This window comes from Parashewanella tropica (assembly GCF_004358445.1).
Classification (GTDB): Bacteria; Pseudomonadota; Gammaproteobacteria; order Enterobacterales; family Shewanellaceae; genus Parashewanella; species Parashewanella tropica.
This window is the reverse complement of record NZ_CP037951.1, coordinates 4,125,001-4,139,197: the sequence shown is the minus strand read 5'-3', so window position 1 is coordinate 4,139,197 and position 14,197 is coordinate 4,125,001. Positions and strand designations below refer to the sequence as shown.

Genomic DNA, 14,197 nt, shown 5'->3' with positions numbered 1-14,197 from the left:
TAGGCAGTTAACCTCAGCTCTGTATAACGAAATCAATTAGGTTCTGAAGTTAAATATGAACCTTAAATTTTTATCTACAGTGTTGCTAACTATGTGAAGTTCAAGGCAGAACAGTTCGTAACAGCCTGTCTATTTCGGGCTGTTCTAACACAGAAATACGCATAAGTAATAGTGTTGTAGAGGTTGATTTATGCAGAGCTGAGGTTAGTTTATGCGTGTGAAGTCTCAATCTGAGATTAGCATCATGGTTTTTTCTTCTCCCTAAGATTAAGTTTCATAGAAAAATTTAATACTTAGGTGGTGATCATGCCGTTAACCTCCAATTCATCAATATCTTCTAATCGTGAATCGAAATGGACTTACCAAGATTTTACTTGGGTGCTGTCTTTATTTGGTACGGCGGTTGGCGCAGGGATCTTGTTTTTGCCAATCAAGGCAGGTGTTGGTGGATTCTGGCCATTGGTTATTTTAGCGGTAATTGCTGCTCCGATGACGTGGTTTGCACACAAAAGCCTCGCGCGGTTTGTATTGTCAGCGAAAAATCAACAAGCCGATATCACTGATACGGCTGAAGAGCATTTTGGTAAAACGGGGGCAAACCTAATTACCTTGGCGTATTTTTTTTCCATTTTTCCCGTTGTATTAATTTATGGGGTGGGCATTACCAACACAGTAGATTCTTTTATGGTGCATCAATTAGGTGTGATGTCCATTCCCCGCTGGCTGTTGTCAGGTACTTTAGTACTGGCTATGACAGGAGGGGTGGTATTTGGTAAAGAGCTGATGTTAAAAGCCACAATGGCTATGGTATATCCTCTCGTATTTGTGTTGCTCGCGTTATCGATATATCTGATCCCAGAGTGGAATACCTCAATGATGGAAGTCACGCCTGATTGGAGTGCTATGCCGAGTGTCATTTGGTTAGCGATCCCTGTGATTGTGTTTTCGTTTAATCACAGCTCCATGATCAGTCAGTTCTCTAAAGAACAACGGGTTATTCATGGGGACAAAGCGGTGACAAAAACCGACAAAGTAACTGGTGGAGCCGCAATCATGTTGATGGGATTTGTGATGTTCTTTGTATTCTCGGTTGTGCTTTCTTTATCCCCTGAGCAACTTGCTGAAGCAAAAGTGAAAAACATCAGTGTGTTGTCTTATTTGGCAAATGTACATCAATCACCGCTCATTTCATGGTTTGGTCCTTTGGTGGCGTTTACGGCAATTACTTCTAGTTATTTTGGGCATTTTCTTGGTGCTCATGAGGGCTTGGTTGGTTTGGTAAAGTCTCGAACTGAATTGTCTGTAGCCACTATCGAAAAAACGTCACTAGGCGTTATTGTGATCGTGACTTGGATCGTCGCCGTTATTAACCCCAGCATCTTGGGAATGATTGAAACCATGGGGGCGCCAATGATAACGGCGATTTTATTCCTGATGCCAGTATTTGCGATGAACAAAGTACCTGCTATGGCCAAGTATAAAACGTCCGTTCCAGTCCAAGTATTTACCGTTATTTGCGGTCTTGCCGCTATGACATCCGTGATCTATAGCGCATTGCATTAAGCGTCTGTTCGTTGATATTGGCGAGTCTAAGTGACTCGCTTTTTTATATCCGTTACAAAAAAAACGATAATCGTGATGGTTTTGTGAATATTTCGACACTGGTAAGTGAAGTTTAACGCCCAAACTCTGCTCTAGATATCCAAACCTTGATCTGGAGATAGAAAAATGAACCTTAAAACCCTAGTTAAATCGATGATGTTAACCGCAGCGGTATCTTTACCTGCGACGGCGGCCCAGCTTGAAATTTCAGTAACTAACCTGACTCATGGTAATCACTTTACGCCGATTTTAGTAGCGGCACACGGCGCTGACACTTCTTTGTTTAAAGCCGGTGAAAAGGCATCGCCAGAATTACAAAAAATGGCAGAAGGTGGCGCTATTGATGATCTCGTCACTTTAGTTGAAGGCGCGAATGGCGTGACCGTAAAAAATCCTGCTAACGGGTTGTTAGCACCGTCGGCTAAAACCGATAAATTCTCCTTTGATACGGGCGACAGAAAATACCTTTCTGTTGTTGCGATGATCTTACCAACCAACGATGCCTTTATTGGTTTAAGCAATTGGAAAATACCAACAGAAAAAGGCACCTATACCTTGAACCTTAATGGTTATGACGCGGGAACGGAAGACAATAATGAGCTATTAACTCCTGAATCAGGTGCTCCTGGTGTGCTTGGTATTCCAGCGGCTCCAGGCAAAGATGCGGGGACTGGTGGCACTGGTGTTGTCGATGGTGCGAGCAACGATAAAGTTCATATTCACCCTGGTGTGCTTGGCGATACAGATAAATCTGGTGGAATGAGCGATTTGGATAGTCGAGTTCACCGCTGGTTAAACCCTGTTGCCCGCGTTGTTGTTACAGTGAAATAAAGGGAGCCTAATTATGAAAATGCAATTTTCTAAAACGTTAGGAGGTATGGCGATTTTAGCCAGTACCTTAGTACTCACAGGCTGCCCGAGTGATAGTAAAGATTCGGATAATAAACCTACTGAGCCACCAAAGGTGAAGCAGGAATATAAGGTTACAGTAACGAACTTAACCGCGAATCAGCCATTTTCTCCAGTAACGGTGGTGGCGCATCAGGCGAATTACCCTCAATTTGTAGCAGGACAGCCAGCGTCAAACGCCCTTGAGCGTTTGGCAGAAGCGGGTAACAACAGTGGCTTTAGTAGTGAAAAAGGCGTCGACAAAGTCGAGTCTGGATCTGGTGAATTGTTCCCAGGTAACAAAGCGGCTGTTTCTATCAGTTTGGATGCCGACAAGCTTTCTCGAATTAGCGTATTGGCGATGCCAGTAAACACCAATGATGCATTTGTGGGATTATCGAATGTGAACCTTGCTAACTTAGCAGTAGGTCAAACGGTAAGCTTTAGAGGCAACATTTATGATGCTGGCACTGAGGCAAATACCGAAACTAAGTCTACGGTTCCCGGTCCTGCTGGTGGTGGTCAAGGTTATAATCCTGAGCGTGATGACATTAATAAAGTTCATATTCATCCGGGCGTAATTTCAGCTGACGATGGCTTGACTGGATCAACGCTATCAGCATCGCATCGCTTTGATAATCCAGGTATGAGTGTGGTGATTGAGCGAGTAAAATAATCCCCATACAAGCGTGCAGCACACAAGTTTGAACTTGGTGCTGCCATTTCTTTTTGAAATCTTTTTTTGAGTACTCGGGTCAATATAGTCACAGTGACTCACTTGGAGCCTAAAGTTGTAATCCTCCATTTGAGATCGTGATAGAAAGACACCACCGAGGAACTCGATGTGAAATCAATATCTGCACATATTAACGAGACTAACCCTAAACGTATTTTGTTAGTGGAAGCGGATCATGAGTTATCCAGTCTTATTCAATTGAATTTACAGAGTCTCAACTTGGAGGTAGTGCAGTGCTCAAACCTATCTGAAGCCAAGCACCATGTGAATACTCAAGATTTTGATTTGGTATTAATGGAACGTCAGTTGCCAGATGGTGAAGGTCTTATGTTGTGTATGCAGCTTTTAGAGCAACAAAAAGAAATTCCCATTATGTTTCTAACCAATAAAGGCAGCGAAGCGGATATTGTATTGGGACTTGAGTCAGGTGCTGATGATTATCTCGTAAAGCCTTTTAGCGTGCTGGAGCTGAGAGCCAGAGTGAAAGTGTTATTGAGACGTTTCACCAAAAGTAAGCCAACAAATGATAGCTATATCCAATTTGCAGATATGTTTATCAATACCGATACCCGTGAAGTTATCACCAAAGATCAAACGATTAACTTAACCGCGACAGAATTTGATTTATTGTCGTATCTTGCTCAGCATCCACAAAAGGTCTTCAGTCGCATGCAGTTATTAGAAGCGGTATGGGGCTACAGTTATTCTGGTTATGAGCATACGGTTAACAGCCACATCAACCGACTGCGCGCCAAATTATCCAATTATTTTAATGATGACATAGTGAAAACAGTGTGGGGCGTGGGTTACAAATTTACTCCACCACAAGTACAAGCGGCCTAAATCACTCATGTTATCACTGTATTTGTTACATCAGTGTTTCTTCTTTGGTTGGTGAATATGATTATTTTGTATGATAAATAGTGAATGCATGATAAAGTTTACAACCAAAATTTACACAAAAGCGTAACTGTAATAGTATTTGCACGCTATGTTATAATGTAACTTTTTGGTGTTGGAAAATATGAAGTACTCCTGCCTTATTTCCACTTCATTGAGTTTACTTTTAACCTCATTTAAATAAAAACAACCTTAACGAGCTACGCCTACCATTATGAAAATTAAAGGAAAGTTAGCGCTGCTGGCTTTGTTGACTTTACCTGTTGCGAGCCCTTCGTTTGCAACAGCAGTCAAACAAACCAAAGGCGATTTTGAAGATAAGTTCCGTCAATTAGATGAAGTCCTACCTACTCCGAACGTATATCGAAGTGCAGCAGGTGAACCAGGAGAGCAATACTGGCAGCAAAAGGTCGACTACGAAATCAAGGTATCACTTGATGAAAAGAAGCGCCGTATTACCGCTAGCGAAGTGATCACTTACCACAATAACTCTCCTTATAAACTGAAATACCTGTGGGTGCAGTTAGATCAAAATATCTTCAAAAAAGATTCCATTGCCAATGCTGCAAGTAACTTTGGTGGTGTCGGTCGTCGTGGCCCGTATACCAAAGCCGGTGATGCTAAAACACCAGCAAAACTCAGCTTGGGCGAACTGCGTCGTCAGCAATATATGGATGACGTTAAACTGGGTTACGATATCCAAGCAGTAAAAGATGAAGACGGACAAGCGTTAAAATTTACCATTGTGGGTACGCAAATGCGTATCGATCTGCCTAAGCCACTAAAGTCCGGCTCTAATGTTGAGTTTCAAATCGACTTTGCCTTTAACATCAATGAAGTAGCGTCTGTTTCTGGTCGTTCAGGCTATGAACATTTCCCTGATGATGCACGAGAAGGCGGCAATGATATCTACCTTCTCGCACAGTGGTTCCCACGTTTACACGCCTTTACCGACTACGAAGCTTGGACTAATAAAGAATTCTTAGGCCGTGGTGAATTCACCTTAGAATTTGGTGATTATGAAGTCGAAATCGACGTACCTGCGGATCATATCGTCAGTGCTACAGGGGTACTTGATAACCCTAAAGACGTGCTAACGAAAACTCAGCGCAAGCGCTTAGAGCAAGCAAGAACGGCCAAACGTCCAGTATTTGTTGTTACCGAAGAAGAAGCGTTAGAAAACGAAAAAGCGGGTACAGATAAGCGTAAAACGTGGAAATTTAAAGCCGAAAACGTGCGCGACTTTGCGTGGGGTTCATCACGTAAGTTTATGTGGGATGCCAAAGGCTATCAGCAAGGCGGTGATGAAATGCCGTTTGTAATGGCGATGTCATTCTACCCTAAAGAAGGTGGTGACTTGTGGAAGAAGTACTCGACAGAATCTGTGGTTCACACCATGGAAGTGTATTCGCGCTTCTCATTTGATTACCCATACCCAACGGCACAGTCTGTTAATGGCCCTGTCGGTGGTATGGAATACCCAATGATCACCTTTAACGGTCCTCGTACTGAGCTACAAGACGATGGTTCTCGTACCTATTCACAAGCGGAAAAACGTTACCTAATTGGTGTTGTGATCCACGAAGTGGGTCACATTTATTTCCCGATGATTGTGAACTCAGATGAGCGCCAATGGACATGGATGGATGAAGGCCTTAACAGCTTCCTTGATGGCGTTGCCGGTCGTGAGTGGGATCCAAATATCCCTTGGGGCGTAGAACCAAGAGACATTGTCGGTTACATGAAGTCTGAAAACCAAGTGCCAATCATGACTCAGTCTGACAGTGTATTACGCTTAGGCCCTAATGCTTATACCAAGCCTGCGGCGGCGTTGAATATTTTGCGTGAAGTGATCTTAGGCCGAGAGTTGTTCGATTTTGCCTTTAAGGAATATTCTGAGCGCTGGCGTTTTAAGCGTCCAACCCCATCGGATTTCTTCCGTACCATGGAAGAAGCGTCGGGCGTTGATTTAGATTGGTTCTGGCGTGGTTGGTTTTTCAGCACAGATCATGTCGATATCTCGCTGGATAAGGTATATCAGATGCGTTTGGATACGCACAATCCAGATATTGATTATGGGCGTTTGCGTCAAATTGAGTTAGATAAGCCGACCTCTTATTTTGTTGAGCGCAATAAAGCAGAAGGCAAAACCTTGTGGATCGATAGAAATCCTGATGTTCGTGATTTCTACGATGACAATGACCGCTTTACAGTAACCAACAAAGAGCGTAATAAATATCAAAAATTCTTAAAAGAGTTAGAGCCTTGGGAGCGTAAAACCCTAGAGCGCGCGCTTAAAGAAGACAAAAACTATTATGTGTTGGAGTTTTCTAATATCGGCGGCTTAGTCATGCCAATCCTATTAGAGCTGACTTATGCTGACGGCAGTGTGGAAGAGCAGTATGTTCCTGCGGAAATCTGGCGTCGTACCCCTAAGCAAGTGCGTAAGTTGATTGTTACCGATAAAAATAAACAGCTTGTTAGTGTTAGTGTTGACCCACATTGGGAAACGGCTGACGTAGATATGGAAAACAACCATTATCCACGTCGTATCATTCCATCACGTGTTGAAGCCTATAAGAAGAAAAAATCTTCAGACAAGGTTCGCCGCGATATTATGCAAGACATTAAAACAGAGTTAAAAACAGATAAAAAAGATGACGATAAAACGTCTGGATCAAAAGAGGAGAAATAATGGCTCGTAGTTTGCCACTATTGTTTCTGGTATTTTTGATGATGCTGGCAAGCCCTGTGCTTGCCCATCAACAAAAAGCCGCCGAAACGACGGTGCTATTTAATAAGCGCACCCAGTTAATCGAAGTGATGCATCGTTTTTATTTACATGACACTGAGCACGCGGTTCAGGACTTATTTGATAAAAATGCCGATATCATCAGTTCCAAAAAAACGCAGCAGCAGTTTGCTGATTATGTTGCTAAGCAGTTTTTTGCTCGTACCCTCCAAGACAAGTCATTAACACTTAATAATGTGGGGTATGAAGTCGAAGGTAAGTTTTTTTGGGTTTATCAAGAAGTCACACTCCCGAAAAACCTACAAGGTATTAAATTGTATAACGGCTCGCTTCGAGAGCTCTGGCCGACACAAATCAATATGGTGAATATTGAAGGTAAGGGCAAAGTGCGAACGTTGTATTTTTCGAAAAATAAAGACTGGTTAGTTGCCAGATTCTAACTTCTTGTCATGACCATATCGGCTTTGATGTGGTCATATTCCTAATTTCTTTTCTTTTTCACTCCTTTATTACTCCTTGTCAAAAAAGACAAAATTGTAACCCCAAAAATACTTGCTACCCTTTATATAAGACCAAATCGCCAATGTTGCGATCAGACAAGGAGAGTTCTGAGATGCCAGAAGTATTAAGCGCACCAGCGAATGTATGGATGGATAGGCCACCTGTTGGAGATTCAAGTGCTCATCGAGATGATATTTATGAGATGCAAAAAAAGCTGAAAAAGAATGGTAAGCAGAATGTCATCAATAATATTAATCAGCAGGCTCAACTCCATGTTCAAGAGCATATGGCGGCATTGCAAGACGTCGAAGGAACCGACAAATGGGCAACAGATTATCAATTAGCTCAGCAGGGTGATTCGGTATTGTCAGGCGGTGTTGCTGTTTTGTATACCTTTATGAGCTTATTGTCTGAGTTGGCTAACGGTAAATATATGCAAATGCAAGAAAAAGCCAAAGTGTCTCGGGACGCACAGGATAAGGCTAATGAGGTGAATGAGCAGATTGCCGATGTGTCTAAGCAGGGGGACAAAGGTTCGGATGCCCTTCCGAGTGATGTGATTCAGTATATGAAAGACAATGACATTGAAATTGATGGTAAAGATATTGATGATTACTTGGGACATAATGAGGGTAAGAAGCTTGATAAAGGTAGTTTAGAAGCCGTTAAAGATGCTCTTGAGAATGTCTCTAATCGAGCTTCGGATTTTGTATCCCAGTCGCAGTTGCAACTGCAGAAAATTATGCAAACCTATAACGTGACGGTGAGCTTGATCAACAGTATGCAGACCATGCTGCAAGAGATGAACAAATCGATTGCTCAGAATATTCGTTAAACCTTAAAGGAGAATATAGTGGGTATTGAAGGTGTTCCTTTATCAGCTATACATCAACTGGATCCCAAGATGCACTACGGTGCTCTCCAGGGCGTCCAAGATTTAGTGAAGAAGAAAAAAAGTCAGAAAGTGTCTGAGGCGATGAACAGCCTCATCAATGAGCATATCTCAGAGCACACAGAACATTTACAAGATGTGGATGGAATGGATAAGTGGTCAGTCGACCAACAATTAGCCCAGCAAGGTGACTCAGTGCTTTCTGGCGGGATAGCAGTGCTTTACTTATTCATGAATCTACTTTCTGAGTTGGCCAATGATAAGTATCTTCAAATGCAACAAAAGGCAAAAGTCTCTCGAGATGCGCAGGATAAAGCCAATGAGGTCAATGAGAAAATTGCTGATGTGTCCAAGCAAGGAGATAAAGGCTCAGCCGAGTTACCCGATGACGTTATCACTTATATGAGAGATAACGGTGTAAAAGTAGACGGTAAGTCCATCGATGAGTATCTCACTCATACCGATCCTGATTTTAGCTATAAAGTTACCATTCCAGCATCAAGTATTAAGCAATCGCCGGGTATGAAATTACCCAATGGTCAGCCGTATAAAGCGCCTGAATTTCATATCAGTATCAAGCCAAATGGTGATGTCTATTTTGATAAAGGCACCAAGCCTTACCCATATCAAGATTACAGTGGTAAGGCTAGTGCTCCTCTTACGCCATATACTATTTCAGGTAACACCATTACGTTTCATAATTTTAAAGTCATGGATACAGGAGGAGAAGAAGTAGTCGGGTATTTGAATTTTTCAGGCACTATTCCCTCAGAGCCTGGTCAGCCACCCATTCCTCACGTCAAACTCAATAAAGGTCAGTTAGAAGCCGTTAAAGATGCACTCGAAAACGTCTCTAATCGAGCGTCAGATTTTGTATCTCAGGCACAGTTGCAACTGCAAAAAATCATGCAGACTTATAACGTGACTGTCAGCTTAATCAATAGCATGCAAACCATGCTACAAGAAATGAATAAATCCATTGCCCAAAATATTCGTTAAATAGTGAAAAGGAGTTTCCGATGGGAATAGAGGTAATGCAACCGCAAATTCCTGTGCACCACCAATTAGACCCCAAGCAACACTATGGTGCGTTACAAGGAGTTCAAGACTTAGTGGCGAAGAGAAAAAGCCAAAAGATGTCAAAAGCGATGGATAGCATTATCAGCGATCACATCGAACAACATACTGAGCAATTGCAAGATGTTGATGGCATGGATAAGTGGTCGGTAGATGAGCAGTTGGCTCAGCAAGGAGACTCTGTGTTGTCAGGAGGGATCGCAGTGCTTTACTTGTTTATGAATTTACTTTCTGAATTGGCTAATGATAAATATCTTCAAATGCAACAAAAAGCCAAAGTGTCTCGAGATGCTCAGGATAAGGCAAATGAAGTTAATGAGAAAATTGCTGATGTTTCTAAGCAAGGAGACAAAGGTTCTGCGGCTTTGCCTGATGATGTTATTAATTACATGCGTGACAATGGTGTTCATGTTGATGGAAAATCTATCGATGAGTACCTATATGGACACTTCACCGATAAATTTCCAAACGGTAAGCTGAACGTCAGTATACGCTGGAGTAACGGAACCATGGGACACAGAGTTCTGACAGAAAAAGACGGTAAATGGTGGTGGGGACCTCAATCAGAAGCCAATGTGACCGTCAGTGGATCAGAAGTTACCTGGATTGACCAAGGTAATCATTGGCATGGCAACTTTTTTACTGACTTTAAAGATTCAAGTGGTAATTCAATTGCCAGCCCTAAATTAGACAAAGGCCAATTAGAAGCGATAAAAGATGCGTTGGAAAATGTGTCAAACCGAGCTTCGGATTTTGTTTCTCAAGCACAGTTGCAACTGCAAAAAATCATGCAGACCTACAATGTCACCGTCAGTTTGATTAATAGTATGCAGACCATGCTGCAAGAGATGAATAAATCGATTGCGCAAAATATCCGTTAACCTTTGTTGCTCAGTCTTCAGCACAGTAGACTGAGCCAACTATTTTCTTTCCATCTGTTTAACCAAACTTGCCAGAGTCTTTATGCCATCCACATGCTGGTCGGTACATTCAAAAGAAGCATTTAAGCGAAAACAGTGATTAAACTGCTCTGTTAAAGAGAACATAGCACCAGGGGCGATATGAACATTATGTTTCAGAGCCTTTAGATAGAGATCATAAGCGTTGATATGCTCTGGTAATTCAATCCAAATAAAATATCCGCCTTCAGAAAATATGATGTTCACGTCATCAGGCATGTACTGGTTTAACCGTTTCCACATTGCGTATTTTCTTTGTGCTAACGTTCTTCGCAATTGACGTAGATGAGTTTCGTAGCTTGTTGTCGTTAAAAACCTGGTCATGGCAAGCTGCATTGGCGCGCTGGCCGCCATGGTGGTCATTAATTGGAGTTTTTGAATCGCTTTAGCTTGTGAGCCCGCAGCTACCCAGCCAATTCTAAACCCTGCCACTAATGACTTAGAAAAAGAGGAGCAATGCATCGTCATATCACTGTGTTCAAACGCTTTAGTCGGGAGCGGTTTTTTGTTGCCCGAAAATAATTCGTTATAGACATCATCTTCGATTAAATAGACCTGATATTGTTTTAATAAACTCGCAAGCTTCTTTTTATTATCAAGCGGCAGTGTAAACCCCATTGGATTTTGATAATTGGTCATTAACCAACAGGCTTTGACATCATGAGTCTTCAACGCGGCTTCAAGTGCATCAATATCGATTCCTGTTAGCGGATGAGTTCGAATTGCGAGCGCTTTCAATCCTAGTTTCTGCAAAGATTGTATCGAACCATAAAAGGTGGGCGATTCCACAATGACCCAATCTCCAGGCTGAGTAACGGATTGTAAACACAAGTTGAGCCCTTCCAATGCTCCGGATGTGATCACTATTTCGTCGGGTGAAATACTCATTCCTTGGGTGGCATAACGCTTTGAAATGATTTGCCTCAGTTCTTCATTACCCGGAGGGAAGTTGTCCAGCATAGCTGAAGTCGGCATGGATTTAGCTGCAGTCGCGAGGGAGCGATTAATTTGCGCCCTAGGATAAAGTGATGGATCTGGGTAAGCGGATCCAAAATTGATAAGGTCGGGTTGCCTGCTTGTCTGTAATACATCGAAAATCAGATCATTGCTATTGATATGTTCGGTAGCGTGATAATTGGCTTTTGTCTTCTTGTATTCTGGAGGGGTGATTTTGGGTGCAACAAGATAACCAGATCGAGGATGAGAAACCACTAAGCCTTGACTCTCTAATGCTTGATAGGCATTAAGTACCGTCATTAAACTTAAACCAGAAAGGGAAGACTGCTTGCGCAAAGAAGGCAACTTTTCTCCCACGTCCCAAACACCGTCATTGATTTGATTACGAATGCTTGCCATCAGTTGTTCATATTTAGACATTGAGAACCCTAAAAGATAAAACTGTTATAGCTGAAAAGTCAGTTTCTGTATCTATTATACCTTGTATTCTGACTTTATAATTCTCTGCAAGCGTGATGTGGTCAAATAAAAAGATTGTCAAACAGTTGTAGTCTTCAGAGAAAGATATTTCTGTACGCTATTTGAACTATTAAGCCTAAACAGATTTGTTAATCTGGCGATAAAGCCAATATTAGTAGTTTCTAATGTAATTGACTTAGATCAAATAAAATAGAGTTTCGGATCATATTATTTTGCTTGATTCATTTCATAGGTCACAATATCACCGCATAAACCATTAAATGTATGAACGCAGCTAACTCGATGACATAAAGGGAGAAGATACTCTCAATGTTAAGCGAGTATCTAAATACAGAAGTATTAACGTAGGTATAGGTATGAGTGCAGAGCGCCCCCGAAAGGATTATCGAAAAGACAAGCAAATCAAAATTCATCAACCAGATGCAGATAAAGTCGATAAGTTCAACCCAAGCAACCGTATATATGTGCGCGCCGTAGAGGGATTATGGACGACCATCAGGCGACGTATGGGATGGATAGCCATGTTGGCGTTTATGCTTTTACCTTGGATCCCTTATGGTGATAGGCAAGCGGTCTATTTTAATTTGGCCGAGCAAAAATTTCATATTTTCGGGCTTACCATTTGGCCACAAGATTTAACCTTATTGGCCGCCTTGTTGATGATAGCGGCCTTTGGGCTTTTCTTTGTGACGACCTATTTAGGGCGAGTGTGGTGTGGCTATACCTGCCCACAAACGGTATGGACCTTTATCTTCATCTGGTTTGAAGAAAAGCTCGAAGGTTCCCGCAACAAGCGCATTAAACTTGATAAAATGCCATGGAGCTTCAATAAGCTCTGGCGGAAAACCGCTAAACACGCCGCATGGCTCGGCTTTTCGTTACTCACATCTATGACATTCATGTCGTACTTTGTACCAACCAATGAAATCTATACCGAGGTATTTACCCTTCAAGCATCGGGGTTAATATACTTTTGGGTATTTTTCTTCATGTTTGCTACCTACGGCAACGCAGGATGGATGCGTGAAATCATGTGTATTCACATGTGTCCTTATGCAAGATTCCAATCGGCGATGTTTGATAAAAACACCTTTATCGTGGGCTATGACACCAAGCGTGGTGAATCACGCGGTCCTCGTTCTCGTAAAGCCGACCCCAAAGAGCTAGGTTTAGGCGACTGTATTGACTGTGACTTATGTGTGCAGGTGTGTCCGACTGGTATCGACATTCGTAATGGACTTCAATATGAATGCATCAACTGTGGTTCGTGTATTGATGCTTGTGATCAAACCATGTCTCGTATGGGATATGACAAAGGACTTATTAGTTACACCACCGAAAATAAACTTGAAGGCAAGCATGAACACGTAGTGCGACCTAAATTGGTTGGCTACGGGATCACAATGGCTGTCATGTGTGGCGTATTTATGTTGGCACTCTTCCATGTTGATCCGGTTCGCTTGGATATTCTCAGAGATCGTAACCAGCTGTATCGTGAAACCGATGCGGGCTTGGTTGAAAACACCTATACCTTAAAGATCCTTAACAAGACAGAACAAGCCCAGCAATATCATTTCAGTGCAAATGGCTTAACTGACTATCAATGGATAGGACCTAAAACCATTAAGGTTGAAGCAGGCAAAGTTTATACCTTGCCAATCAGTATTGCAGTTGACCCTTATGACTTAAAGCTGCCTATTACTAAGTTCAACATTAAAGTGATAGAAGAAAATACCAATAAAGACGTCGAAGTCGAACAAGAAACACGATTCTTCGGACCGTAAAAGGTAATTACTCAACAGAAAAGGGCGCTTTTTAACGAAAAGCGCCCTTTTTTTCTTCGTTTTGCTGGATATCTAGCCACCCGAAAAGAAAATTGTATTTTTCTTTCAAAAAGCCCTTGCGCAAAATTCTAAGCGCCCTATAATGCGCCACCACTGACACGGCACAGCAGCGAAACAGATGATGTTGAAGCAGCTAGCAAGTCAAGGTTTAAGAAGCGATTAAGTCACTTTTTAAACGGCCTGAAAAAACTTTAAAAAAAGTGTTGACGGCCACAGGGAAATGCGTAGAATACGCAGCCCTAACCCGCTGAGAACAACGACTCGGACGGGGTGCTGATAAAAGCACAATGTTCTTTAAAAATAAGTATCAAGCAAATCTGTGTGGACGCTCACAGAGATAGAAACATCCAGTTATCATCTTCGGGTGCTAACAAAAATTCTATCAATGAAGAGTCCGCACTGATTGAAATGAGTTATTAATTTAACTGATTTCAGACATGCAAATTGATTTGTCTTAAATGACGAGTCAACGACAGAATTCATTGAGTAGTTCATCTTAGGGTGAACAAATTAAACTTTTAATTGAAGAGTTTGATCATGGCTCAGATTGAACGCTGGCGGCAGGCCTAACACATGCAAGTCGAGCGGAAACGAGAGGTGCTTGCACCT

Annotated in this window: 11 protein-coding genes and 1 rRNA gene (1 of these 12 cut by a window edge); 11 read left to right on the top strand and 1 reads right to left on the bottom strand. The window is 42.0% G+C overall.

The window, feature by feature from the left end:
• Positions 1–306 precede the first annotated feature (306 nt).
• The 9 genes from E2H97_RS18380 (at position 307) to E2H97_RS19035 (ending at position 10,229) form a co-directional block, all read left to right on the top strand.
• Complete coding sequence (locus E2H97_RS18380) at positions 307–1,563, top strand: aromatic amino acid transport family protein (protein ID WP_133408459.1); 1,257 nt, start codon at positions 307–309, stop codon at positions 1,561–1,563.
• A 165-nt stretch (positions 1,564–1,728) separates the two neighbouring features.
• Positions 1,729–2,433 carry a spondin domain-containing protein gene (locus E2H97_RS18375; RefSeq protein ID WP_133408458.1) on the top strand — a complete coding sequence of 235 codons (705 nt, stop codon included), beginning with the start codon at positions 1,729–1,731 and terminating at the stop codon, positions 2,431–2,433.
• A gap of 13 nt (positions 2,434–2,446) precedes the next feature.
• The gene (locus E2H97_RS18370) at positions 2,447–3,166 is read left to right on the top strand and encodes a spondin domain-containing protein (RefSeq protein WP_218938227.1); all 720 of its coding nucleotides are present in this window, start codon (positions 2,447–2,449) and stop codon (positions 3,164–3,166) included.
• A 168-nt stretch (positions 3,167–3,334) separates the two neighbouring features.
• Positions 3,335–4,069, top strand: coding sequence for a response regulator transcription factor (locus tag E2H97_RS18365; RefSeq protein WP_246029032.1), 735 nt, complete (start codon positions 3,335–3,337; stop codon positions 4,067–4,069).
• A 271-nt stretch (positions 4,070–4,340) separates the two neighbouring features.
• Positions 4,341–6,821, top strand: a complete 2,481-nt coding sequence (locus E2H97_RS18360; RefSeq protein WP_133408457.1) for a M1 family metallopeptidase — start codon at positions 4,341–4,343, stop codon at positions 6,819–6,821.
• Positions 6,822–6,832: 11 nt separating this feature from the next.
• Positions 6,833–7,318 carry a DUF6702 family protein gene (locus E2H97_RS18355; RefSeq protein WP_425466813.1) on the top strand — a complete coding sequence of 162 codons (486 nt, stop codon included), beginning with the start codon at positions 6,833–6,835 and terminating at the stop codon, positions 7,316–7,318.
• 173 nt (positions 7,319–7,491) lie between these two features.
• Positions 7,492–8,214, top strand: coding sequence for a type III secretion system translocon protein SseB (gene sseB / locus E2H97_RS18350; RefSeq protein WP_246029031.1), 723 nt, complete (start codon positions 7,492–7,494; stop codon positions 8,212–8,214).
• Between the two features lie 18 nt (positions 8,215–8,232).
• Entirely contained in the window at positions 8,233–9,270 is a 1,038-nt protein-coding gene (locus E2H97_RS19040) for a secretion protein EspA (protein WP_246029030.1), read from the top strand.
• 20 nt (positions 9,271–9,290) lie between these two features.
• A complete protein-coding gene (locus tag E2H97_RS19035) occupies positions 9,291–10,229 on the top strand; it encodes a secretion protein EspA (protein WP_246029029.1) in 939 nt (312 codons plus the stop codon).
• Positions 10,230–10,268: 39 nt separating this feature from the next.
• Here E2H97_RS19035 and E2H97_RS18330 read toward each other — a convergent pair whose 3' ends face one another.
• Entirely contained in the window at positions 10,269–11,684 is a 1,416-nt protein-coding gene (locus E2H97_RS18330) for an aminotransferase-like domain-containing protein (RefSeq protein ID WP_133408455.1), read from the bottom strand.
• Positions 11,685–12,100: 416 nt separating this feature from the next.
• Here E2H97_RS18330 and ccoG point away from each other — a divergent pair, with 416 nt between their 5' ends.
• Together ccoG and E2H97_RS18320 are read left to right on the top strand one after the other, a co-directional pair.
• Positions 12,101–13,528: a cytochrome c oxidase accessory protein CcoG gene (ccoG, locus tag E2H97_RS18325; RefSeq protein ID WP_133408454.1), complete on the top strand. Its 1,428-nt coding sequence runs from the start codon at positions 12,101–12,103 to the stop codon at positions 13,526–13,528.
• A 579-nt stretch (positions 13,529–14,107) separates the two neighbouring features.
• Positions 14,108–14,197, top strand: a 16S ribosomal RNA gene (locus E2H97_RS18320); it runs 1,449 nt beyond the window's last position.